The sequence below is a fragment of the Stenotrophomonas sp. As-7 genome (assembly GCF_030291015.1).
GTDB classification, from domain to species: domain Bacteria; phylum Pseudomonadota; class Gammaproteobacteria; order Xanthomonadales; family Xanthomonadaceae; genus Stenotrophomonas; species Stenotrophomonas lactitubi.
In genome coordinates this window covers 2894864-2918340 of the sequence record NZ_CP127405.1, presented here as the reverse complement: position 1 = coordinate 2918340, position 23477 = coordinate 2894864, and the positions used below count along the sequence as shown (strand labels likewise).

The 23477-nt window shown below is 65.2% G+C and carries 21 protein-coding genes, 7 tRNA genes and 1 pseudogene; 17 read left to right on the top strand and 12 right to left on the bottom strand.

Features of this window, described 5'->3' with window-relative positions; genetic code table 11:
• Position 1: 1 nt before the first annotated feature.
• The 9 genes and pseudogenes from QP457_RS13420 to QP457_RS13380 all read left to right on the top strand — a co-directional run bounded on the left by QP457_RS13420 (position 2) and on the right by QP457_RS13380 (position 9717).
• On the top strand, positions 2-1069 hold the full coding sequence (locus QP457_RS13420) for a class III poly(R)-hydroxyalkanoic acid synthase subunit PhaC (protein ID WP_100552861.1): 1068 nt from the start codon (positions 2-4) through the stop codon (positions 1067-1069).
• The gene (locus QP457_RS13415; RefSeq protein WP_205405849.1) at positions 1066-1434 is read left to right on the top strand and encodes a YfeK family protein; all 369 of its coding nucleotides are present in this window, start codon (positions 1066-1068) and stop codon (positions 1432-1434) included. The genes QP457_RS13420 and QP457_RS13415 overlap by 4 nt, the downstream gene beginning before the upstream one ends.
• 50 nt (positions 1435-1484) lie before the next feature.
• Positions 1485-1688 carry a PspC domain-containing protein gene (locus QP457_RS13410; protein WP_089235996.1) on the top strand — a complete coding sequence of 68 codons (204 nt, stop codon included), beginning with the start codon at positions 1485-1487 and terminating at the stop codon, positions 1686-1688.
• Complete coding sequence (locus QP457_RS13405) at positions 1685-2137, top strand: hypothetical protein (protein WP_100552859.1); 453 nt, start codon at positions 1685-1687, stop codon at positions 2135-2137. Before QP457_RS13410 ends, QP457_RS13405 begins: the two co-directional genes overlap by 4 nt.
• Before the next feature lie 654 nt (positions 2138-2791).
• Positions 2792-3714 (top strand): annotated as a pseudogene (locus QP457_RS13400) (IS110 family transposase).
• Between the two features lie 410 nt (positions 3715-4124).
• Positions 4125-4340, top strand: coding sequence for a hypothetical protein (locus tag QP457_RS13395; protein WP_025879252.1), 216 nt, complete (start codon positions 4125-4127; stop codon positions 4338-4340).
• Positions 4341-4547: 207 nt separating this feature from the next.
• On the top strand, positions 4548-6941 hold the full coding sequence (locus QP457_RS13390; protein WP_205404423.1) for a Tex family protein: 2394 nt from the start codon (positions 4548-4550) through the stop codon (positions 6939-6941).
• A gap of 203 nt (positions 6942-7144) precedes the next feature.
• Positions 7145-9346 (top strand): PAS domain S-box protein, encoded by a 2202-nt coding sequence (locus QP457_RS13385; protein ID WP_205404424.1) that lies wholly within the window; start codon positions 7145-7147, stop codon positions 9344-9346.
• 62 nt (positions 9347-9408) lie between these two features.
• Positions 9409-9717, top strand: a complete 309-nt coding sequence (locus tag QP457_RS13380) for a hypothetical protein (protein ID WP_240196434.1) — start codon at positions 9409-9411, stop codon at positions 9715-9717.
• On the opposite strand, the gene QP457_RS13375 is transcribed toward QP457_RS13380, so the two are convergent.
• Together QP457_RS13375 and QP457_RS13370 are read right to left on the bottom strand one after the other, a co-directional pair.
• Positions 9663-10622: a right-handed parallel beta-helix repeat-containing protein gene (locus QP457_RS13375; RefSeq protein ID WP_205404425.1), complete on the bottom strand. Its 960-nt coding sequence runs from the start codon at positions 10620-10622 to the stop codon at positions 9663-9665. The genes QP457_RS13380 and QP457_RS13375 overlap by 55 nt on opposite strands.
• 57 nt (positions 10623-10679) lie before the next feature.
• Positions 10680-11768: a DUF5694 domain-containing protein gene (locus QP457_RS13370; RefSeq protein WP_180167389.1), complete on the bottom strand. Its 1089-nt coding sequence runs from the start codon at positions 11766-11768 to the stop codon at positions 10680-10682.
• A gap of 160 nt (positions 11769-11928) precedes the next feature.
• On the opposite strand from QP457_RS13370, the gene QP457_RS13365 reads away from it, so the two are divergent.
• Together QP457_RS13365 and QP457_RS13360 are read left to right on the top strand one after the other, a co-directional pair.
• Positions 11929-12222, top strand: coding sequence for a hypothetical protein (locus tag QP457_RS13365; RefSeq protein WP_205404426.1), 294 nt, complete (start codon positions 11929-11931; stop codon positions 12220-12222).
• A 254-nt stretch (positions 12223-12476) separates the two neighbouring features.
• A complete protein-coding gene (locus QP457_RS13360; RefSeq protein WP_205404427.1) occupies positions 12477-14318 on the top strand; it encodes a methyl-accepting chemotaxis protein in 1842 nt (613 codons plus the stop codon).
• Between the two features lie 18 nt (positions 14319-14336).
• Here QP457_RS13360 and QP457_RS13355 read toward each other — a convergent pair whose 3' ends face one another.
• Positions 14337-14903 carry a GNAT family protein gene (locus QP457_RS13355; protein WP_205404428.1) on the bottom strand — a complete coding sequence of 189 codons (567 nt, stop codon included), beginning with the start codon at positions 14901-14903 and terminating at the stop codon, positions 14337-14339.
• 81 nt (positions 14904-14984) lie between these two features.
• Positions 14985-15070, bottom strand: a tRNA-Leu gene (locus QP457_RS13350).
• Between the two features lie 140 nt (positions 15071-15210).
• Here QP457_RS13350 and QP457_RS13345 point away from each other — a divergent pair.
• On the top strand, positions 15211-15591 hold the full coding sequence (locus QP457_RS13345) for a response regulator (RefSeq protein WP_205404429.1): 381 nt from the start codon (positions 15211-15213) through the stop codon (positions 15589-15591).
• 9 nt (positions 15592-15600) lie between these two features.
• Here the strand turns inward: QP457_RS13345 and QP457_RS13340 are convergent, their stop codons facing one another.
• Positions 15601-16557: an SOS response-associated peptidase family protein gene (locus tag QP457_RS13340; RefSeq protein WP_205404430.1), complete on the bottom strand. Its 957-nt coding sequence runs from the start codon at positions 16555-16557 to the stop codon at positions 15601-15603.
• 78 nt (positions 16558-16635) lie between these two features.
• Between QP457_RS13340 and QP457_RS13335 the strand changes: the two genes are divergently transcribed.
• Positions 16636-17052 carry a GNAT family N-acetyltransferase gene (locus QP457_RS13335; protein ID WP_100552850.1) on the top strand — a complete coding sequence of 139 codons (417 nt, stop codon included), beginning with the start codon at positions 16636-16638 and terminating at the stop codon, positions 17050-17052.
• Positions 17053-17115: 63 nt separating this feature from the next.
• On the opposite strand, the gene QP457_RS13330 is transcribed toward QP457_RS13335, so the two are convergent.
• The 7 genes from QP457_RS13330 to QP457_RS13300 form a co-directional block, all read right to left on the bottom strand.
• Positions 17116-17191: transfer RNA gene (locus QP457_RS13330), tRNA-Glu, on the bottom strand.
• 49 nt (positions 17192-17240) lie between these two features.
• Positions 17241-17316: transfer RNA gene (locus QP457_RS13325), tRNA-Ala, on the bottom strand.
• Positions 17317-17360: 44 nt separating this feature from the next.
• Positions 17361-17436, bottom strand: a tRNA-Glu gene (locus QP457_RS13320).
• A gap of 49 nt (positions 17437-17485) precedes the next feature.
• Positions 17486-17561 (bottom strand) — tRNA-Ala (locus tag QP457_RS13315).
• 183 nt (positions 17562-17744) lie between these two features.
• Positions 17745-17820, bottom strand: a tRNA-Glu gene (locus QP457_RS13310).
• 53 nt (positions 17821-17873) lie between these two features.
• A tRNA-Ala gene (locus QP457_RS13305) sits at positions 17874-17949 on the bottom strand.
• Positions 17950-18092: 143 nt separating this feature from the next.
• On the bottom strand, positions 18093-18491 hold the full coding sequence (locus QP457_RS13300; protein WP_205404431.1) for a heavy metal-responsive transcriptional regulator: 399 nt from the start codon (positions 18489-18491) through the stop codon (positions 18093-18095).
• 183 nt (positions 18492-18674) lie between these two features.
• On the opposite strand from QP457_RS13300, the gene QP457_RS13295 reads away from it, so the two are divergent.
• The 4 genes from QP457_RS13295 (at position 18675) to QP457_RS13280 (ending at position 23467) form a co-directional block, all read left to right on the top strand.
• Positions 18675-19742 (top strand): helix-turn-helix domain-containing protein, encoded by a 1068-nt coding sequence (locus QP457_RS13295; protein WP_180167383.1) that lies wholly within the window; start codon positions 18675-18677, stop codon positions 19740-19742.
• 85 nt (positions 19743-19827) lie between these two features.
• Positions 19828-20631, top strand: coding sequence for a TlpA disulfide reductase family protein (locus QP457_RS13290; RefSeq protein ID WP_205404432.1), 804 nt, complete (start codon positions 19828-19830; stop codon positions 20629-20631).
• Between the two features lie 30 nt (positions 20632-20661).
• Positions 20662-21504, top strand: a complete 843-nt coding sequence (dsbG, locus tag QP457_RS13285; protein WP_180167381.1) for a thiol:disulfide interchange protein DsbG — start codon at positions 20662-20664, stop codon at positions 21502-21504.
• 520 nt (positions 21505-22024) lie between these two features.
• Positions 22025-23467 carry a DcaP family trimeric outer membrane transporter gene (locus QP457_RS13280; RefSeq protein WP_205404433.1) on the top strand — a complete coding sequence of 481 codons (1443 nt, stop codon included), beginning with the start codon at positions 22025-22027 and terminating at the stop codon, positions 23465-23467.
• The last annotated feature ends 10 nt before the right edge of the window (positions 23468-23477 follow it).

Sequence of the window (23477 nt, the reverse complement as noted above, 5' to 3'; positions counted from 1 at the left end):
CATGAAAGGACCGCTGGGCTTCAATGCCGATGACCTGATGCAGGAGACCCTGGCCATGCAGCGCAAGCTGATGGAGGGGTTGAAGCTGTTGCCGCAGGTGGAGGATGTCGACTATGGCGCCACCGCTCGCGAGGAAGTCTGGCGCGATGGCAAGGTGGTGCTGTATCGCTTCGTTGGCGAGAACGCACCGGTCCGGCGCACGCCGCTGCTGATCGTGTACGCGCTGGTCAACCGCCCGTACATGGTGGACCTGCAGGCCGATCGCTCACTGGTGCAGAAGCTGCTGGCGCTGGGCCAGGACGTGTACGTGCTAGACTGGGGCTATCCGGATCGTTCCGAGCGTTACCAGACGCTTGAGGATTACCTGCTGCGCTACATCGATGGCGCGGTGGATGCGCTGCGCGCGCGCAGCGGTGGCCCGGTCGACATGCTCGGCATCTGCCAGGGCGGCGTGTTCGCGCTGTGCTACGCCGCGCTGCGCCGGCAGAAGCTGGGCAACCTGATCACCATGGTCACCCCGGTCGATTTCCAGACCGCCGACAACATGCTGTCGCACTGGGCGCAGCAGGTGGACGTGGATCTGCTGGTGGACACGCTGGGCAACATCCCGGCCGATCTGATGAATGCCAGCTACCTGATGCTCAAGCCGTTCCGCCTGAACGTGCAGAAGTACGTGGGCCTGCTCGACATCCTCGATGACAAGGCCGCACTGGAAGACTTCCTGCGCATGGAAAAGTGGATCTTCGACTCGCCCGATCTGGCGGGCGAGGCCTTCCGCGAGTTCATCAAGCAGTTCTACCAGGGCAACGGACTGGTCAACGGCACCGTGCATATCGGTGAGGAGGCGGTGGACCTGGCCAAGGTGACCCTGCCCGTGCTCAACATCTACGCCGAACAGGATCACCTGGTGCCACCGGATGCATCACGTGCGATGCGTGGCCGGCTGGGCACGCAGGACTACACCGAATCCAGTTTCCGCGGTGGGCACATCGGCATCTACGTCTCCGGCCGCGCGCAGCGCGAAGTGCCGGCGACCATCGACAACTGGCTGAAGGAACGCACGCCATGAAGTATTTCCCCTTGGTCGCGCTTGCGCTGGCCCTTGCACCGGGCATTGCCGGCGCCGCGCCCAGCGCCGAAGCGCGCCGCGAGATCACGCAGCTGATTGGCAGCCTGGACGGCTCCCAGTGCCAGTTCCAGCGTAACGGCAGCTGGTACGGACCCGCCGATGCGCGTGCCCACCTGCAGCGCAAGTACGACTACCTGCTGAAGAAGGACATGGTCGACAGCGCCGAGCAGTTCATCGAGCGTGCGGCGAGCCAGAGCAGCATGAGTGGCAAGGCGTACCGGATCCGCTGCCCCGGCCAGCCCGAACAGACCTCGGCGGCGTGGTTCGGCGCGCGCCTGCAGGCGCTGCGCCAACGCACGCCGTAGACACGGCAGGCGCTACAGTGGCCGCAGTCAGTCAGCCGGGAGACCTCGCCATGAACGCTGTGCCGCGCACCCTGTCGCGCTCGCTGAACGACCGCATGATCGCCGGGGTGATGGGCGGCATCGCCCATCGTTTCGGCTGGAACCCGACCCTGGTACGGGTGCTGTACGTGGTGATCTCGCTGGCGTCGGCCGCCTTCCCGGGCATCCTGATCTACCTGCTGCTGTGGCTGCTGATCCCCAACGAGGCCGATTGAACGCCGCGTCCCGGCCCTGGCCGATCTGGCTGCGCGCGCTGCAGGTGCTGGGCGCGCTGTGGACCGTGCCCAATACCCTGATCGGCCTGCTTGGCGGTCTGGCCGGGTTGCTGGGTGGTGCGAAGATGCGCTGGAGCGGTCGTGATTGCGCGGTGGTTTTCGACCATTGGCCGTGGGGCCCGGGCGGAGCGATCACTCTCGGCAACGTGATCCTGCACACCGGCTACGACCTGGGCATGTGCTGCCGTACCTATGCACATCAGGCGGGGTGGGGCGTGGAGCCGTTGATCCGGCTGGATGACCATGAGCGCGCGCACGTGTACCAGTACCTGGTGCTGGGGCCGCTGTACCTGCCGGTGTATCTGCTGTGTGGCGGCGTCAGCGCGCGCAATCCGTTCGAGCGTGCGGCTGATCATTACGCGCGGTTCGGGCATGGCTGGTGGCCGTAGTTTCCAGCCAACGGCGCAGCCCCTCGTGGGTGGTCGCGTAGAGCGAATCATGTGATTGGGCCGGGCGGGTTGGGCGCGCGGGGGACGCCGTAAACCCATCCGTGGGGGCTTGGCCGCGGCATCCATGCCGCGGACACCCCCGCGCGCCCAACCCGCCCGACCCCTGATAGTTTCCGTGTGCGTCCAGCCACGGAGAAGAAAAAGAACAGCAGAAGCGGGTCGCGCGCTGCGCTTGCTCGTGTAGAGCCGAGCCTGCGCTCGGCTTCGCGGACTGGCTTGAACGCAGCCGAGCGTGGGCTCGGCTCTACAAAAAAGCGGCCAGCCAAGCCGCTTTTGCTTTTGATCTTCTTTTTCTTTTCCGTGGGTGGCGGACCGCAGAAATCTGTCAGAGGGCGGGCGGGTTGGGTTCGCGGGGGTGTCCGCGGCATGGATGCCGCGGACAAGCCTTATCTGATTGGAATCTGGCAGCGTAGGTGTCGAGAGCCGGCGTGGGCCGCCGTGTAAGCCTGGATCTCGACGATCGCCTTGGAGCTTGGCGCCCACGCCGGAATCTCCCTTGATCCGCCCGAACAGTTGCTGGAGCTGACACTCGCAGTAATAAGACTGGGCAAGCGGGGGAGCTCTCGACCCTTCCAGACTATACGGAGTCCGGTGATGAACGGGATCGGGATTGATGTCAGCAAGCGCCAACTGGATGTCGGCACGACGGATGGAGAGGTGCTGCAGGTCAGCAATAGCGCTTCGGGTTTCGCTGAATTGGATCTCTGGTTGAGGAAACATCCGGTGAGCCAGATCGTGCTGGAGGCCACTGGGGGCTACGAACAGTCAGTACTGAACTTCCTGCACAACGCCGGTCATGCGGTGGTCCGTGCCAACGCGCTGCGGGCTCGCAGGCTGGCCCAGGGAATGGGCCAGGTGGCCAAGACCGACCGTCTGGATGCCTATGCATTGGCGCAGATGGCGGCCTTGGTGAAACTGCCCGCCTATCAGCCACTGGAGCCCTGGCAGCAAAAGCTGCGGGAATTTGTGCGGGCGCGTCGACAGACGATGGAAGCCCTGACCGTAGCGCGCCAGCAGCAGGAGATGGTGACCGATCGTGAGTTGCGCCGACTGCTGCAAGCCAACATCAGCCGCCTGCAGAGGATGGTTGGGCGTTTGGGACAGCAGATTGCCGAGCAGGTTGCCCAGCAACCTCAGCTGGCGGTACTGAAGTCGATGAAAGGCGTGGGCCCTGTCCTGCAGGCGGTATTGGGGTATTGGCCAGCTATCTGCCGGAGCTGGGCAAGATCAGCGGCAAGGCCATCGCCAGTCTGGTCGGTGTAGCACCCATGTCCCACGACAGCGGAACCATGCGCGGCAAACGAAGCATCCATGGCGGCAGGGCCGAGATCCGTCAGGTGCTTTACATGGCCAGCATGTCGGCCATGCGGCATGAACCTCGACTGCGCGATTTCTACCAGTCGCTGCGAGCCCGAGGCAAAGAAGGAAAAGTAGCCATCGTGGCGGTGATGCGGAAGATGCTGGTGATTCTCAACGCCCGCATGCGTGACGCTCAAGGCGGATCGATCCCCGCCTGAAGCCAGTCTGCGCGTGCCCCAAAAGGCTGCCGGCCAGCGGCCGGCACTACCGTGCGTGACTGTCGGAGGGGCCGAGGCCCCTCTCTCAACACAGTTGCTCCAGGGACGGATTCACGGCGTCCCCCGCGAATCCAACCCGGCCGACCAGCGCGACGGCTTTTGCATTCCGCGACCAACCAACCCACCCACGAGGGGCTGCGCCGTTGGCTGGAAACCCCTCCATTCGTTAGTCGGAAGTTAAAGATCCGTAAGCATTCTGCTGCTATCCCGCAGTCATCTGCATGCAACCGATCGTCATTAGTCTTCGTGACGTTCCAGTCAGCTTGGTCGCGGTAAGCTCTACCCCGATGGGCTCGCAAGTACCGCTCATCGTGTGCAGTACGCAGTAGCAATTTGGAGGAAGACATCACATGGCAATCGTTCTTTATGTCGGTGGTAGCAAGGATGGCGAGAAGGGCGTGGTGCCCTACGGCTTCAGCAAATCCCGCGCCGATACCGCGCTGGGGCCGGAGTTCTACACGGAGCGGTTCATGGAACTGCAGGGTGTCGGCAAGGTCCGCCTGATGGCGCTTGAGAGCCTGCGTGACGACATCGTCATGCAGCGTGCCGCCCGCCACTACCGCTGACCCTCGCACTACGCGGCAGGACGCGCCCCACCATCGCGCGTCCGCGCCGGCATCCCAGCCCCGGGGCCAGTCCGAGCCCCACTTGCCAGGATGCCGGCGTCCGATCCGGACCCGCCGCCTGAACCGCCGTTCTGTCAACGCCTTGTCCCTGCCGCCCGCGCATTGCAAGAATGGGCCTTTCCCGCAATGCGGCCCAGGCCGGAAACAATGCACGACGCCAAGCACGCCCAGCGCCAGCTCGCCCAGCAGATCGCCCAGACCATCGCCGATGAGATCGGTGCCCAGACCGCCCAGGTCAGCGCCGCCGTCGGTTTGCTTGATGAAGGCGCCAGCGTTCCGTTCATCGCCCGCTACCGCAAGGAAGTCACCGGCGGCCTGGACGACACCCAGCTGCGCAACCTGGAAACCCGCCTGACCTACCTGCGCGAGCTGGAAGACCGCCGTGCGGCGGTGCTGGCCAGCATCGGCGAACAGGGCAAGCTCAGCGATGAGCTGCGCAACGAGATCCTCGCTGCCGACACCAAGAGCCGGCTGGAAGACCTGTACCTGCCGTACAAGCCCAAGCGCCGTACCCGCGCGCAGATCGCCCGCGAAGCCGGGTTGGAACCGCTGGCCGACGGCCTGCTGGGCGATCCGACACGGGATCCGCAGGTCTTTGCTGCCACGTTCGTGGATGCCGACAAGGGTGTGGCCGATACCAAGGCCGCGCTGGAAGGTGCCCGCGCGATCCTGATGGAGCGCTGGGGCGAGGACGCCACGCTGGTGGGTGAACTGCGCAGCTGGTTGAGCGAGCAGGGCGTGATCCGCGCCCGCGTTGCCGAGGGCAAGGAAACCGAGGGCGCCAAGTACCGCGATTACTTCGAACACGCCGAGTCGCTGGCGAAGATCCCCTCGCACCGGTTGCTGGCGTTGTTCCGCGCGCGCCGCGAGGAGATCCTGTTCCTGGAACTGGACCCGGGCAAGGATGCCGAGGCGGGACATCAGTACGCTGAAGGGCGCGTGGCGCACAACGCCGGCATTCGCGATGCGGGGCGCCCCGCTGATCGCTGGCTGCTCGATGCCTGCCGCCTGACCTGGCGGGCCAAGCTGCACATGCACCTGCTGCTGGACCTGTTCAACCAGGCCCGCGAGAAGGCCGAGGCCGAAGCCATCGCGGTGTTCGGCGACAATCTCAAGGATCTGCTGCTGGCCGCGCCGGCTGGCCCGAAAAGCGTGCTGGGCCTGGATCCGGGCATCCGCACCGGCTGCAAGATCGCTGTGGTTGACGCCACCGGCAAGCTGGTCGCCACCGATACCATCTACCCGCACGAACCCCGCCGGCAGTGGGAGCAGTCGCTGCAGACGATCAAGCAGTTGTGCACCAAGCACAACGTACAGCTGATCGCGATCGGCAACGGCACTGCCAGCCGCGAGACCGACAAGCTGGCCGGTGAAGCCATCAAGGCGCTGGGTGACAACGCACCGCAGAAAATCGTGGTCAGCGAAGCCGGGGCTTCGGTGTACTCGGCGTCGGAAACGGCGGCCAAGGAGTTCCCCGATCTGGACGTGTCGATCCGTGGCGCGGTATCGATCGCGCGCCGCCTGCAGGACCCGCTGGCCGAGCTGGTGAAGATCGAGCCGAAGGCGATCGGTGTCGGGCAGTACCAGCACGACGTGGATCAGTACCGCCTGGCGCGTGCGCTGGATGCGCGCGTGGAGGACTGCGTGAACGCTGTCGGCGTGTACGTCAACACGGCGTCGGCGGCGCTGCTGTCGCGGGTGTCAGGCCTGTCGTCGACGGTGGCCGAGAACATCGTGCGCCACCGCGATGACAACGGCCCGTTCAAGCGTCGCAAGGACCTGTTGAAGGTGTCGCGCTTGGGCGAGAAGACGTTCGAGCAATGTGCGGGCTTCCTGCGTATCGCCGATGGTGATGAGCCGCTGGACGCATCGTCGGTGCATCCGGAAGCCTACCCGGTGGTCGAGCGCATCGTGGCCAGCACTGCGCGCCCGATCAAGGCGCTGATCGGCGATGGCAGTTTCCTGCGTGGGTTGAAGGCCGAGCAGTTCACCGACGAAACGTTTGGTGTGCCGACCGTGCGCGACATCCTCAAGGAACTGGAAAAGCCCGGCCGCGATCCGCGCCCGGAGTTCAAGGCAGCTCGTTTTGCCGATGGCGTCGAGGACATCAAGGACCTGCGCGAGGGCATGGTGCTGGAGGGTGTGGTCAGCAACGTTGCCGCGTTCGGTGCGTTCGTCGATATCGGCGTGCACCAGGACGGCCTGATCCACATCTCGGCGCTGTCCGATACCTACGTGAAAGATCCGCGCGACGTGGTCAAGGCCGGCGACATCGTCAAGGTGAAAGTGCTGGAGGTGGATGTGCCGCGCAAGCGCATCGCCCTGACCCGTCGTCTGGACGACACGCCCGGCCAGGCCACCAGCCGCCCGGGCAGCCGTGACGAACGCAGCCAGGGGCAGGCGCCGCGCCGCGACGCCGGCAACCCAGGGCAGGGACGTGGCCAGGGGCGCAACCCGGGCACCGGCGGACGCCCGGCACCGGCCGCGCCGCCGGCCAACAATGCCCTGGCCGAGGCGTTCGCCCGGGCCAAGCGCAGTTGAGTCCGCCGTCCCCCTCCCGGCGCGATCCGGGCGGGGGACTTGTCGATGTTCCCCGGCAATGCGCACACTTGCGCCGGAAGGGGCGCCTGGGCCCCTGCTGTCGCTGGGGAGGCCATGCCGTCAGCACCATCCGCCTTGTTCCGTGACCGCTGTGGCGCCTCGCCACGGCCTGCGGGCAGCTGCGTCTGCAGGGGAGGCGGCTGATGGCCGATCAGGGCAACAGCGGCAACGCACTGCTGGAGCGCCGGCTGCAGGAACTGGCCGAAGAGCGCCGTCGCCTGGCGATGATCATCGAGGGCACTGCGGCCGGCACTTGGGAATGGAACGTCCAGAGCGGGCAGATGCGGGTCAACGAACGCTGGGCCGAGATCGTCGGCTACCGGTTGGACGAGCTGGAGCCGATCTGCCAGAAGACGTTCATCGCGCTGGTCCATCCGGATGATCTGGCGCTGTCCGATGCGGCGCTGCAGGACCACTTCGATGGCCGCACCGACCACTATGTCTGCCTGTTGCGGATGCGCCACAGGAATGGCGAATGGATCTGGATCCACGACCGCGGACGGGTGTTCGAGTGGGACGGGCAGGGCAGGCCGCTATGGATGGCCGGTGCCCATGCCGATGTGACCGAACTGCAGCGGGCGCGCCAGGACGCGGCCGAAATGCGCCAGCGCCTGCAGGCAGTGGTGGATGCATCCGACGAAGTGGCGGTGATCGCCACCGACACCGACGGCACCATCACCCTGTTCAACACGGGTGCGCAGCGGCTGCTCGGCTATACCGCTGCTGAAGTAGTGGGTGGGCGCCGGCTGGACGCCTTCCACGACCCGGTTGAACTGCAGGCGTGGCTGCGACCGCTGGCGACCGTTGACGGACAGGTTCCCGGCGTGTTCGAGGCACTCAGTGCGCGCGCCGACGGCCAGACGTATTCGCGGCAGTGGACGCTGCTGCGCAAGGATGGCCAGCGTCGCCAGGTGCGCCTGTCGATCAGCCGCATGGATGGCGCCGATGGTGAGCGCATCGGCTATGTCGGCATGGCCATCGACATCACTGAAATCCTGCAGGCCCGCGCTGAGGCACGTCTTGCGGCGGACAAGTTCGCCGGTGCGTTCACCTCGGCGGCACTGGGCATGGCACTGGTGTCACTGGAAGGGCGATGGCTGGATGTCAACGATGCGCTGTGCCGCATTCTTGGCTACCCGCGCGAGGAGCTGCTGCAGGTCGATTTCCAGCGGTTGACCCATCCGGCCGATCTGCAGACCGACCTGGCCCTGGTGCAGGATCTGCTGGCGGGGCGACGCACGCACTATCACCTTGAAAAGCGCTACGTGGGCCGTGAAGGCAACACCATATGGGCGCGGCTGTCGGTATCGCTGGTACGCAATGAGCGCGGCGAACCGCTGCATTTCGTGTCGCAGATCCAGGATGTCAGCGCCCAGCGCAGCAGCGAGCAGCGCCTGTTCGAAAGCGAGCAGCGCAGCCGCATCACCTTGGATGCCGTCGCTGACCTGGTGCTCAGTGTTGCCTTGGATGGACGCATCGAATATGCAAATGCGGCTGCCGTGCGAATGCTCGCCGGCGATGGCGCACTGTCGCTGGCCGGGCATCTCGTGCAGGACGTGCTGTCGTTGACCACCGAATACGCACCGCAATCGCAGCTCGACGTCAGCGTACTGTTGGATCCGGAAAGCAATGCCGTGGACCTGCATGCCGACCTGCTGCTGCGGATGGGGGCGGCGACAGTGCCCGTGGATCTCACCCGGGCCTGGTTGCGTGACGACGAAGGGCAGGTGCGCGGCGCCGTGTGGGTGTTGCGCGATGATACGCAGCAGCGTGCACGGGAACGCGAGGCGAGACACCTGGCGGAGATGGACCCGCTGACCGAACTGGGTAACCGCCGCGGCTTCGAAGTGCACCTGCAGCAGGCGATCACCCGGGTCGAGCGTACGGGCCAGGCGGCTTCGCTGATGTATATCGACCTGGACCGGTTCAAGCCAGTCAACGATACCTTTGGGCACCTGGCCGGCGACGCAGTGCTGTGGGCCGTGGCCAGCGTGCTGCGTCATGGTGTACGCGATTCGGATGTGGTGGCGCGCCTGGGCGGTGACGAATTCGCGGTGATCCTGTCCGGGTGCAGCCCGCGGCGCGCGGCACGCATAGGTGGTGAACTGCTGCATACCCTGTCCAGCCTGTCCATTCCGTGGGACCAGCATCAGCTGCGGATCGGCGCCAGCATCGGCATCGCGCCGCTTGCTGCCGGCATGAGCGTGGACCAGGCCGTCGCGGCCGCCGATGCCCAGTGCTACCGGGCCAAGGCGATGGGCCGCAACAACGTGCAGGTGCAGGGCGAAACCAGTGAACTGCCCGGCGGCTCGCCGGCGGACGGCAGCGACCTCGGCGACGGCTGATCTCAACCTGTGAGAGGGGCGCGGCGAATACTGCGCCAACGCCCACATCCTCAGGTGATCAGATGAACTTCTGCGACTCGGCGGCGATGCGCGCCTTTGCTCCTGCTCTGGTCGGTTGGTGCCTGACCTCGGCTGCCTGCCTGCGCCTGGAGCAGCTGCGCGATGACCTGCGCGCGCAGGCTGTTCTGCCCATTCTGCAGGGCGGAGCATTGGTGTTGCTGGTAGTGACGCTGGCCTGTATATGTGTGGCCAGCATCGTTCTGTGGAAAGCGGGCAGGGGCGAGGCGCCTATGGCTTCTGCCCCCTTGCCCGTGCTTCAGGGGAATGAGCAGAGATCGCCCGACGGCATGGATGTATTGCCGATCGACTGAACGCCTGCAGTACCTCCCTTTGCATTGATGCCGTTGCAGTTGCCCACGCCCATGCGTCGATTGAGAATAAATCGGTTCGAGCGGAACGTTGCGGTGGCGCCGCCGGAAGTTTCAAACACCGCACCACCGAAGTTCGCGCCGTTGATGTAGTTGTTGTCGGCGAGGAATCGGTGTGACCCTTGCACGACGTCGATACCCCATTCTCCTGGCCGTTCAATCACCGAGTTCTTGACGGTGCAGTCGACACAGTTCACTAGATAGATGGCGCTGGCCCCCGAATCGATGACCCGTGCGCCGTCAATCATGACGTTGCTGGAGTTGTATATGGCCATCTCACCATCGCCGCCTGGACCATCCTTGCGGCCTGTGAGCTGGCCGTAAAGGATCGTGACGTCGCGGGAGTCGGTGATCCATAGATTGGGATCCGCCGTCGCATTGCCGGCAATGCCGTTTCCACGCATGAACGTATCCCAGATCTCCACGCCATTGCCTCCAACCACACCAGCGCTGATCTGGAAGCCGACGATATCCAGACTCCAGATGATGACGCGGTCCTGGTGGTAGGCCAGCACGCCGAAGTTTCCGCCTGCCCCGGTCGTCAGCGTGAAGTTGTGCAGCATTGCGTTGCTGCCGAGGCCTATGGCCTTCTGTGGTGCGCCGTAGGCTGAGACCACCACCTCGGCCATGGTGGCTCCAAGTCCTTCAATGGTGGTCCCGGCAGGAATCTCCAGAGGCGCCGGGCCGGCGACGTACTGGCCTGGCCTGAGGCAGATCTTCTTGCCTGGCGCGCTGGCGACCGCGCCAGCAAGGTCGCCGCCGTTGTCGAGAGTGAGGTCACAAGCAGCGGCCTGCAGCGCCGCGGCCAAGCCGAATGCCGCGAATGCGGCAGGGATCCATTTCTTCATAACGGTTCCTTCCAGTGGACAGTCCCATCCACGATACCGCACCCAGCGTTTCCTCTGTCAACGCAGCACTTCGTCCGAGCTGACCAGCTGCACGTCGTGCATCATGTTGAGGTAGGCCTCGTAATAGCCCTTGTGCGAGGCGCCAACGATCGCCAGCAGACGCGTTCCCGGCTGCTGGCCCAGCACTTCGCGGATGTTGGCGACCATGCGCAGGTTGCGGGTTTCCCAGTAGCCCACATAGTTGCGACCAAAGCCCTGGGAGGAGGGCTCGACCAGCGCCGCGCCGAAGTCCGCCTGGTAGGCCTGCAAGCCGACGTCGGGGCGGTTGTAGGCACGGTACAGGTCCAGCACGCCACCGACCTTGTCGACATTTGCATACAGCGGCTCGTCGGCGTCGCGCCGTGCGTTTGCGTGCGGGTTGTCCCAGGCCTTCATCATCGCTTCGCGTGCCGCCTTCTCGTCCTCGGGCGGGGTGGGCGAATCGGCGGTATGGTCGTCCACTGCCCACAGGCGCTCCAGCCCCAGGCGGGCAGCGAGGACTGCCGCCACCAGGTTGGTTTCATTGCGGCGGGTCAGGCTCTTGTCGAGAATCTCCACCAGCGCAGCATCCAGGCCGTCGCCGGCGATGCGCTCCTGCACAGGCAGACGCAGCCATTGCACCTGCGCCGATCCGCGCTCGCCAGCGGCCAGGAACACCGCGGCCAGGTGCCGACGCTGCGCTGCTGTCGGGCTTGCAGGCCATGCCGACAGCAGACGTCCCATCTCGGCGTTGGCGCTGGGCACGTCGAGGCCGGTGGCGACGCGGGCCTCATCGGTGTCGTAGCAGTAGGTTTCAACGCTTTCGGCATAGCGGCTGGGATTGCGACGCATGAAGTCGCACTGCAGGCCGGACAGATTTTCGGTGGCAATCGCCTCCGGACGCCAACGTGCCAAACGCTCCAGCAAGGGCTCCAGCAGGGCCGGCTCGAAGGTCTTTGGCAGTTCCGACAGATGTGCTGTCCCAAGCACCAGTACTTCGTTGTGGCGACCGGCGGGTGGTCCCTTCAGCTGGTCGGGATGGAAGTTGGGACGGAACCCCGCGTCGCTGGCCACTGCGCCGGCACTGCCCAGGCTGAGGATGATGATGGCGCTCAAGCGTCGAAGCATGCTGCCTCCCAGGAAAATCCAGTAAGTGGGCGCATGCTGCCGGCAGCGTGCCGGCAGGGGATGTCCCGATGGTCATTGCAACCTTCTGCGCGCCTGCTGCATCCCCCTTTCCGTCGGCGCTGGTCCAGAATGGTGGCTGGAAGACTTCCGGAAGCGCCTCATGGATGAAATCGCCACCATCGTAGCCGCAGGTGCCGTGCTGGGTGCACTGGCTGGCTGGATCGGGCCAGGCAGATGGCGGTGGCACCTGGTGCGCCTGGCACCGTTGCTGCTGGTGCCGTTCGCGCTGTATGTCCTCGCCACCCGCAGCTGGATCTTCGGTGGTGGCGGGCCGCTGGTGGAGCCCTCGCTGCTGGTCGTCTGCGGCAGTCTGGGCTACCTGCCGGCGGTGCTGGCAACGTTGCTGCTGCGCTGGGTTCTGCGGCGCGCTGCCGACCAGGGGCTGGCTCCCTAAAGTTGTTGGCCGCCCCGCCGATACCTTCTCTGGAGCCCGCTGCTGGCTCCCGCTGCCGGACCCGAGGCTGCCTCCGATGGGCGGCCCGTGCCGTGTGCTCCGCCGCTGTTTGATGACGATCGCAGCTGCCGTACCGTTTCTGCCAGTCGCTCGAGTGACGCCTTCCGGCGTCTGCAGTCCCAGGCAATCGAAGTTGCCGCCGGGCATCCCGCCCGGCGGGTCGCAACCGCTACCCGGACACCGAGGATCAGACGATGCTTATTTCAGGCTCCATGGAAGGTGCTCAGGCGCCGGCCGAAGTGCTCACCCGTTGGTTTCCCCTGCGCGCGCTGCGGGGGGTGTTGGGCAGGCAGCGCCGCGCCACGGAGGTGGCCGAGCAGCATCGGCGGCACGTCGAGCTTGAGGCCCAGGTTGCTGCACTGCATCGGGTGCAGGCGGTCATCGAGTTCGCGCTCGACGGCACCATCCTGCAGGCCAATGACAACTTCCTGCAGGCAGTGGGATATCGCCTGGATGAGATCCAGGGCAGGCATCACTCCCTGTTCGTCGATCCTGAGGACGCGCGCAGTACCGGATACCGCGACTTCTGGGCGCGGCTGGGCCGCGGTGAATTCGATGCAGGACAGTACCGGCGCTTCGGCAAGGGTGGGCGTGAGATCTGGATCCAGGCCTCCTACAACCCGGTGCTTGACCAGCACGGGCGACCATACAAGGTGGTCAAGTTCGCAACAGACATCACGGCGCAGAAGCAGCAGGCAGCCGAGTCGACTGGGCAGCTCGCGGCCATCGACAAATCGCAGGCGGTGATCGAGTTCAGCATGGATGGTCGCATCCTGGCCGCCAATGCGAACTTCCTGGCCGCCACCGGCTATACGCTGGAAGAAGTGCGCGGCCAGCATCATTCGCTGTTCGTCGAGCCCGATTACCGGGCCAGTGTCGAGTATCGCCGGTTCTGGGAAAAGCTCGGCTCTGGCGAGTACGACGCAGGCCAGTACCGGCGGCTGGGCAAAGGTGGCCGCGAAGTGTGGATCCAAGCGTCGTACAACCCGATCCTCGACGCGGGCGGGCGTCCGTTCAAGGTCGTCAAGTACGCCACCGACATCACCGCGCAGGTGCATGAGAGCCAGGCCATGCAGCGTGCCGTGGCGCAGACGCGCGAGGTGGTGGCGTCGGCAAAGGAGGGCGACCTGACCCGGAGCATCGCCATGGCCGACAAGAGCGGCCCGATCGCCGAACTGTGTGGCGGCGTCAATGCCCTGGTCGAAGCAATGGCCGGAATCATCGGTCAGATCAAGTTCGCCGCGGACACCATTGCGGTGGGTGCGAGCGAAATCGCCGAAGGCAACAACGACCTGTCCCAGCGCACCGAGCAGCAGGCGGCGTCGCTGGAAGAGACCGCAGTGTCGATGAAGGGGCTGGCCGAGACCGTGCAGCGCACTGCGACCAACGCGCGCCAGGCCAGCCAACTGGCGGGCGGCGCCGCCGATGTGGCCGCACGGGGTGGTCAGGTGGTACACGAAGTGGTCTCGACGATGGCGGTGATCAATGCCTCTTCGCGTCGCATCGTCGACATCATTGGCGTGATCGATGGCATTGCGTTCCAGACCAACATCCTGGCGCTCAACGCGGCAGTGGAAGCAGCGCGTGCCGGTGAGCATGGTCGTGGTTTCGCCGTGGTCGCCACCGAGATCCGCGAGCTCTCGCAGCGCTCGGCGGGTGCAGCGAAGGAAATCAAGCAGCTGATCGATGCGTCGGTTGCCAACGTCGGCGCCGGAACGGCGCAGGTCGAGAGTGCAGGGCGGACCATGGACGAGATCGTGGTCGACGTGCGCCGGGTCAGTGACCTGATGACCGAGATCAGCGCCGCTGCGCAACAGCAGAGCGACGACATCCAGCAGATGAACCATGCGGTGGATCTGATCGACCAGGGCACGCAGCAGAATGCGGCGCTGGTGGAAGAGGCCTCAGCGGCTGCGCGCAGCATGGAGGAGCAGTCGTCGCAACTGTTGCAGACGGTGGCGGGGTTCCGTGTGCACGCGGGGGCAGGGGCGGGCCATGGTCATGGCGTGCATGCGCCGGCGCTGCGGGTGGTGTAGGGCACAGACGCGCGCGGCCTATGGGGCGGCGCGGTCGTCGCCCTGGCCGCCATGCAGCTGCGGGTGAGTGTGCGCATACATCCAGAAGTCGCGCGGCTGCCCACGGACATGGCGATAGGACCGCAGCAATCCCTCGCGTTGCATGCGTGCGCGTTCGAGCACGGCAATGGATCGCAGATTGCTGTCGAGTACGGTGGCCTGGATGCGCACGCAATCCAGTGCGGTATGCGCCCAGGCGATGACCGCGCGCGCCGCCCCGGTCGCCAGCCCGCGTCCCTGGTGGTCAGGGGACAGGTCGTAGGCCAGTTCGGCGCGGTGGTGCTCGATGTCGATGTCGTTGAGGCCGACGGTGCCGAGCAGTTGGTCGTCGCTGTCGAGGATCGCCCAGCGGCGGCATCGCGTGCTGCGCGCAGGGTCGGCGATCTGCCGCTGCAGAGCCTCTACAGAGACATCGCCCCAGCTGGTGTGCTCGATCACGCCCGGCAGCGACAGGTAGTTCGACCAGGCGACGGCGTCCTGCGGGACCAGTTGGCGCAGGTGGGCCTGGAATGCTGAGGGAAGGATTGGAGTGGGGTGTGATGCCATCGCTCCAGTGTCGGCGGCGTCGGTCGGGCAGGGCAAGACCGGAAACGACAAAGGCCAGGTCGTGGACCTGGCCTTTGATCGTGGTGCCGGTGAAAGGACTCGAACCTTCATGGGGTCACCCCCGGCTGATTTTGAGTCAGCTGCGTATACCATTCCGCCACACCGGCAGCAGCGGGCTAGTGTACCCGAGCGCGGCGGGTGTTCATAGAGGCGCGGGCGAACGGGGCTGAAATGGCGTTGAATTGTCGGTATCGGCTGGCTGCTGGCTATACTGGCAAGGCTTAACAGGCACAGGAGCGATAGCGCTATGTCAGCGTTGCAGGACCTGCGGGTGCTGGTAGTCGAAAACGATGAAATGAGTGCAGCCCTGCTGCAGATGCAGCTGGTGCAGTCCGGCGCTCTGGTCGTAGGCCTGGCCGCGTCCGTTGCCGGGGCGCTGCGCTTGCTGGAAGAGGCCGCCCCTGATGTGGCCCTGCTGGATTACCGCTTGGCCCACAACGAGACCAGCGAACCGGTTGCTGCGGCGCTGGCTGCGCGCGGCGTGCCGTTCGTCCTCGCCACCGGCATGGCCGCTGAACAACTGCCGGTCGCGATGCAATCCGGCGTGCTGCTGATCAAGCCCTACCTGTCGGCGGAACTGTCCAAGGCCTTGGTTCGCGCCGTTGGGCGTTCCAGCGCCAACGCCTGACCCAGCCGCTCAGGCGGCTTCCTCGTAGACGTAACGGATGTCCTCGCGGTCGTCGAGGATGGCGTACTGTGCAGCCAGGTTGTCCGGATCCGGGTTGAGCCATGCGTCCAGATGCTCGGCGCGGATCGGCAGTACACCCCGGTCATGGCCGGCAGCGGCGACATCGATCGATGGTGCATCGGTGATGGTGGCGAAAGACAGCAGGCGTCCTTCCGGACCGTCCCATTCGGCCCACAGGCAGGCCAGCAGCAGGTCGCGCGGCGGGTCGGGGCGGAATTCCAGCACCACATCCTGTGCCTTCTCGTCGTTGTGCAGGCTGCGGCCGGCAATGGCATGGCGTGGTACGTGCTCGTAGAAGGCCTGTACCACCACCACGCCGTGGCGCAGCCCGAAGGCGCCGCGCCAATAGCCCTCCAGGCTGTCCCGCCGCGCATTGTAGGTGCCCGGGTAGAGCACATCGTTGCGCGCGGGCTTGTCCGGCAGCCGGCATTGATAGCGCATGGGCTTGATCACGCGCCGGCCATTCTCGCTGACCATCACCGGTGCGTAGGTGCCGGGGAAAATACGGTTGTCACGCGGCAGCAGCTGTTCCCGATGCAGGTCGTCCAGCCGTGCCTGCGCGCGGTCGATGCGGTTGCCGGCAACGCGCAGGTCATTGCGCGCCTTCTGCGTGGGTCGGGTGGCCAGGGTCGCATTGGCGATGTCGCGACGTTCAAGCTGCCGTTCCAGTTCGGCCTGCAGCTGCTGCCGCTCCTGTGCATGCCATTGCTGGATCTTCGCCACGATGTCGCGTCCCAGTTCGGTGCGCGCACCTGCAAATCCATCGTCCATGGCTTTCGGCGTCTTCGGCCGCTTCTTGCCGGGATCATGCGCATAGAGTTCGGCGAATTCCTGCAGGGAGAGGACGGCGCCGAACTCGCGCACCAGCTTGGCGTAGTCGGCGCGGATCAGGGCGGAATAGCACATGGGACTCTGCCGGAAGATGGGTCGCAGCGGCTGCGACGTGGATGCGGCAGGATAGCCCGACCTTCAAGGAGACGTTGCATGAATGATCCACAGACGATCCAGTTCCGCGAGGCGGTGCCGACGGTCGAGGACTACTGCCAGCTGCGCGCATTGGCCGGCCTCAGCGCAAAGACGCATGAGGCGGCGACGCGGGCATTGCCCAACACCGTCTTCGGCGTCTGTGCCTACCAGGGCAGCGAGCTGGTAGCGATGGGCCGGATCATCGGCGATGGCGGTTGCCATCTGCAGGTCTGCGATATCGCCGTGCTGCCTCGTCTGCAGGGTCAGGGTCTGGGCAAGGCGGTGATGCAGCGTCTGAGCGACTGGATGCAGGGCAACCTGCCGCCGTCGGCGTACGTGAGTCTGTTGGCCGATGGCGAAGCGCATCGGCTGTATGCGCAGTTTGGCTTTGCGCCGACCGCGCCAGCCTCGATCGGCATGTATCGCCGGTTCTGAGGTGCGGTCACCGCGGAATCGCAGGCAAAGAAAAACCCCGGCCGAAGCCGGGGTTTCAAAGATTGGCGTCCCCACGGGGATTCGAACCCCGGTCGCCACCGTGAAAGGGTGATGTCCTAGGCCTCTAGACGATGGGGACGCACGAAAAACTTCAAGTTGTAGAACTTTCGACGGCCTAATGCCGAAAGTGGTGGAGCCAAGCGGGATCGAACCGCTGACCTCCTGCATGCCATGCAGGCGCTCTCCCAGCTGAGCTATGGCCCCATGAAACTTCGGATTCCTGCTGGGAGCAGGGTCCTTTTTGAAACTGGCGTCCCCACGGGGATTCGAACCCCGGTCGCCACCGTGAAAGGGTGATGTCCTAGGCCTCTAGACGATGGGGACGCACGAAAAACTTCAAGTTGTAGAACTCTCGACGGCCTAATGTCGAAAGTGGTGGAGCCAAGCGGGATCGAACCGCTGACCTCCTGCATGCCATGCAGGCGCTCTCCCAGCTGAGCTATGGCCCCGTGTTACCGAGCCGCCTATCATACCTGCCTGTTCACATTTGCGGAAGCTTTTTTTGAAGCTTTTTCATCGAACCGTTCATTGCCACAAGGGCAGGGAGCGTTCCGACGCCACAACCTGAATGCCGGTGGGCGGTGAACAAAAAAGACCCGGTTATCGGCCGGGTCCTCGTTGTTCATGATGAGTGGCGTCCCCACGGGGATTCGAACCCCGGTCGCCACCGTGAAAGGGTGATGTCCTAGGCCTCTAGACGATGGGGACGCAGATCTCATCAATGTTCTTTGCGACCTTTCGACGGCCTAATGCCGAAAGTATGGTGGAGCCAAGCGGGATCGAACCGCTGACCTCCTGCATGCCATGCAGGCGCTCTCCCAGCTGAGCTATGGCCCCACGTCGCTGAGGAGCGAAATAATAGCTGTGCCCCCGGGGGTTGGCAAGCGCTTTGTTGCACTTTTCTTCACGTAGCGCGCGCGGTGGCGCAGATGCGTTTTCTGCATGCGGGCAGCACATGTGTCGATGCAGAAGCGAAGGGTTCAGCGGTCTTCCCCGGTCATCGCTGCCAGGATCGGGCACTGGTCGAGGGCGCCATGTCCAGGGCAGGCATCGACCAGCTGGGAGAGCGCGCCATGCATGCGCTGCAGCTCTGCCATCCGCAGTTCGATGTCCTGCAGGCGTATCCGTGCGGTGTCACGCACGCTGCCCATGTCCTGCGGAGGATGGTCGCTGAGGGAAAGCAGTTCACCGATCTCATCGAGACTGAAGCCCAACGCCTTTGCCCGGCGGATGAAGCGCAGGCGTCGCAGGTCCTGCTCGCCGAAGATGCGGTAGCCACCTGCCGAGCGCGCTGCGGTGGGCAGAAGCTGCTGACGTTCGTAGTAGCGGACGGTATCGATGGGAACGCCGGCCTGACGTGCCAACTGACCAATGTTCACGGCGGACTCCTTGGGACCTGCCGTGCATAGTCATCCCTGGACTCTGGTCAAGAGTCAAGGCTTTGCCCGCGCCGCCTATTCAGCACACTTTGCAACTTTCTTCATATCCCTCAGGGCAAAGCAGTTCCTACCCTGCGCCTGAACCGGCCGCTCGACGGCCTGAACCGGAAGAGGAGGTGGGGAGTGGAGGGAATCAGGAACGAGGGATTCGTCGAGGTTGCGGTGGTTGAATACCCCGGAGGCGACCCGTCGGCAGCATCGGTGCTCGCCGAAATGGCACACGTCGCCAATCGTCTGGCACAGCAGCAGCGGCGGCCCTGCAAGCGGGTGCTGGTGACCCGCTGGATCGTGCCCGCCAGCAATACCGGTGTGCACCGCATCGCCGGTGCCGAGATGCTGGACGCGGCAATTCCTGCGGTGATCGCCTTGCCGGGGCAGGTCAGTTCCAGCACGTCGGTGCGTGCCGAGGACGTCCTGCTGGATTGGTTGCGGGCCCACTATGACGGCGGCAGCCTGCTGGCCGCCGCAGGTGACGGGGTGAGTGTGCTGGCGCGGGCCGGTCTGCTGACCGGGCGTACGGTGTCCGGCCCTGACCTCAACCGCCATCCGGCGCTGCAGGTGCAGGTCGGCAGCTGGGCGCCCAGTGAGCGGGCACTCGTCGATGACGGCGATCTGCTTACCGTGGGCGGCGCCCAGGCCTGGCGCTTCCTTGGCTTGCGCCTGCTGTACCGGCTGCATGGCCAGGGCGTGGCCAGCGCGGTGGCACAGCAGTTGGGAATAGTGGTGCCGGTCGGCATCCAGCAGGACCTCGAGCGATTCAGCGCCAATTTCGCCCATGGCGACCGGGACGTGCTGAAGGCACAGCGCTGGTTGCATACCACGGCTGCACGTGGGGCCACGCTGGGGGCGATCTGCGAGATTTCGGGATTGGAACCGCGGACCCTGCAGCGTCGTTTCCTGAAGGCGACCGGACTGCGGCCCATCGAGTATTGCCAGCGGCTGCGCGTGGCGAAGGCGCAGACGTTGCTGCAGCAGGGCGCCAGCATCGATGAAGTTGCCTGGGGTGTGGGTTACGCCGATCAGAGCGCGTTCCGTCGGCTGTTCCTGCGCATTGTTGGCATGACGCCCGCCAACTATCGTCGCCACGTCAGCAGCAAACGCCGCGATCGTCCGCTGACGCCTGCTGTGGCCGGCAGCCTGCGGGGGCTGCGCGCCTCGCCGGGCACGCAGCTGGGTCGCAGCGCCGCTTGATGAACAAGGTTCAATGCGTCGTGCTTGCATCGCGGGCTCGACGCTTTGACCATGCGGGTCTGTGCAGGCGAGAGCGGGTGAGCTGATGTCGAGTGTTGGGCCGGTGCCGATGCCGGTGGTGTTGATCCTGATCTTCCTGCTGCTGGCGATGGCCATTGCGCGGATCTGGTCGCGTGGTGAGCCTGGTCAGGTTCGGCCGCCCGCAGCGGGGATGGTGCTGGACATGTTGCTGGTTGGCCTGCTGTGTGGCCGGCTGTCGTTTGTCGCAGCGCATTTCAGCCTCTATCGTGAAGCTCCCTGGAGCGTGCTGCAGATTGCCGATGGCGGGTACCACCTTCCCGTTGTTGTTGGCGCTGGATTTGCCTGGGCGCTGTGGCGGCTGCGCAGGCAGCGCCCGTTGCGGGCGCCGGTGCTGGCAGGTGCTCTGGTTGGGTTGCTGTTGTGGGGCGGGGCAAGCCAGGGGCTCGCGTACTGGCAGGCAAAGCAGATGCCACTGCCCACGCTGCAGGTGGTCGACCTGCAGGGCAGGGCGATTGACCTGCAGACGTTTCATGGCAAGCCTCTGGTACTGAACCTGTGGGCCAGCTGGTGTGGCCCGTGCCGCCGGGAGATGCCGGTGCTGGCGACGGCCCAGCAGAAACATGCCGATATCCAGTTCGTCTTCCTCAACCAGGGCGAGACCCTTGGAGAGGTCGAGACCTTTCTTGCCGCTGAACATCTCTCGCTAGGCAACGTCCTGCTGGATGAGGCTTCTGCTGCGTCGACCACGCTGGACGTCCGGGCTTTCCCTTCCACGCTCTTCTTCGATGCGCAGGGGAGGTTGCAGGAACTGCATCTCGGCGAGCTGACCCAGGCCGGTCTTGAACACAAACTGCGCCGGCTGCGGTAGCCTGCGCTGGCATCCCACTACGGAGTTTCCATGTTGTCGATTTCCCCGCGCATCGCGCATACGCTGATGCTGCCGGCCATGCTGGCGCTGGCTGCCTGCAGCCAGGCACAGACCCCGCCAGGCAAGGATGCCGCTGCGCCGGCAACGGCTTCGGCATCGACGGCTGCCAAGAAGGGCGAGTTGCCGGCTGTCCTGAAGGGCATCGAGAAGCATGGCTTCGAGGTGGTCTCCGAATTCGATGCGCCAGGTGGCCTGCGCGGCTTTGCCGGCATGGTCGGCGGCCAGCAGCCGGCGGCGGCTTACGTGACCGCCGATGGCAAGCACGTGCTGGTGGGCAGCCTGTTCGACGCCGAGGGCAACGAAGTTGCAGCCGAGACGCTGGAGAAGCTGGTTGCCGCGCCGATGTCGGCCAAGATGTGGAGCAAGCTGGAGGCCAGCGCCTGGGTACGTGACGGCAAGGCCGATGCGCCACGCGTGGTGTACACCTTCAGTGATGCCAACTGCCCTTACTGCCACAAGTTCTGGGAGGCGGCACGCCCCTGGGTGGACGCAGGAAAGGTGCAGTTGCGCCACATCATGGTCGGCGTGATCCGTGAGGACAGCCCGGCCAAGGCGGCGGCGATCATGGCCGCACGCGATCCCAGTGCGGCACTGCTGGAAAACGAGCATCAGTTCGATCGAGGTGGCATCAAGCCGCTGCCCAGCATCAGCCGGGAGATCGCTGGCAAGCTGGATGCCAACCAGGTGCTGATGGTGGAGATGGGCTTCCAGGGTACGCCGGGCATCCTGTTCCAGGATGCGCAGGGCCAGGTGCAGCGACGTGCTGGCCTACCGCAGGGCAACGATCTGCAGGCGGTACTCGGCCCGCGCTGAGGCCTCCGACATGCTGTACCGAGCGACAGGCCCGCATGGCAACGTGCGGGCCTGTTGCTTTCTGCGACAGTCCCGGCGATGAGGGCTGCGCACGTCGTTAACAGATGTCACGTCTGAATCGTGACTGACATCAAGCATTTCGCTTTGATCCCAATCAAGGCCAAAAACGACAGTCGAACTAGCCTTGGCGCATGGATTACAGCGTCACTGCGCTATGGATGCCGCATACGTCACGCCCTCGAGAGGGCGTGCGCGCAATGCCATTCACGACACTCTCACCCAGCGCTTGTTACCCAGACGCCTGCGGTCGCCACCCCTTCGGCAGCACTGCTGCAGTGGGAGCGACTCCGGCGCAGTGTTGGCAATCGGGACAGTGTCATTGCCCTGTTGCCTGCAACGCGCAGGCTGGCAACGGTTGTCCACGCAGTACCCGTATTTCCAGCAACGGCTCGTTGAGGTCGGGATGGCGCACGCGCGTTGTACGGCCGCACAGCGGGAGTTTCAGTCCAGGGAGGATGCAATGCGCTTGGCGGTACTGAGTCTGGGGTGTCTGACGGCAATGGCAGCGATGCCGCTGCATGCTCAGGACGATGCGCAGGCGTTGCGTCGCGAGATCGACGCGATGCGGCAGACGCTGGAAGGCATGCAGCAGCGTCTGGACCAGCTTGAACGGCGCGAAGAGCATGCAGCTGCGGCCCCCGTTGCCGCGTCGTCGCCGTTGCCCGCAGCAGCACAGTCGACCCTGAATGTGCCAACCACCAGTGGGATCCTTCACCCCACCCAGGTGCCTGGCGTCGCGCAGCCGGTGCTGCCACAGCGTGAATCGGTGGCCGATCCTTCAACGGCGGCTTCGCGTCCAGACAGCGCCGCCGGCCCCACCGATCCGGACCTGAAAGGCTTCTTCGCCATTCCCGGCACCGACACCGTGATCCGCATTGGCGGCTATGCCAAGCTCGATGCGATTGCGGATTCGCGCGTGGCGGGGGACGAGGATCAGTTCATTCCCTCGTCGATGCCGGTAGGCGGCAACCATCGCGACGTCTCGAACTTCAACATCCACGCCAAGCAGACGCGTTTCAGCTTCGAGGCGCGGCGTCCGACCACGCACGGCAACCTGCGCTTCTATCTGGAGAATGATTTCTTCGGCAGCAGCGATGGCTATGAATTCCGCCTGCGCCACGCCTATGGTCAACTCGGCAATACCTACGCAGGCTATGGCTATTCCAGTTTCATGGATCCGGACAGCCTGCCCGACACGCTGGATTTTGCTGGCCCCGGCGGCGCCGGCTACCTGCTGGTGGCCGGTATCCATCACAGCTTTGCGCTGGGCAAGGGCAACACCCTGACGCTGGCCGCCGAAGACCCGGACACCGAGCTGGCCGGCGCCAGCGATGCGATGGCGGCGGTCAATCGACTGCCGGATGTGAGTGCCATCGCGCGCATGGAGCGCGACTGGGGCCATCTGCAGCTGGGCGTCGTGGCGCGCAATCTGGCCTACGACGGCGATACCCGTCGTGACCGCGTCTTTGCCGGTGGCGCGCAGCTCAGTGGCTCGGCCTCGGTGGGGGAACGCGATCTGCTGCTGTTCGGCGCGTTGGGCGGTCGCGGCCTGAGCCGCTACACCGCCGATCTCACCGGCTCCGGCCTGGATGCCGTGGTGGATGCCGATGGACGCATCGATGCGCTGGACCTGCACGGTGGCTTCGTCGGCTACACCCATTACTGGTCGGATCTGTGGCGCTCGAACCTGATCTACGGCCAGCTGACCCTGGAGCGCAATGCGGCGCTGCCCACCGATGCATTCCGGCAAAGCCGCTACGGCGTGTTCAATCTGATCTGGAGCCCGGCCCCGTCGTGGACGATGGGCATGGAGCTGCTGTACGGCCGCCTGCAGCAGCAGGGCGGAGCGCGCGGCGACACGGTCCGGGTGCAGGGCAGCCTGCAATACAACTTCATCAAGTAGGCGCCAGCGG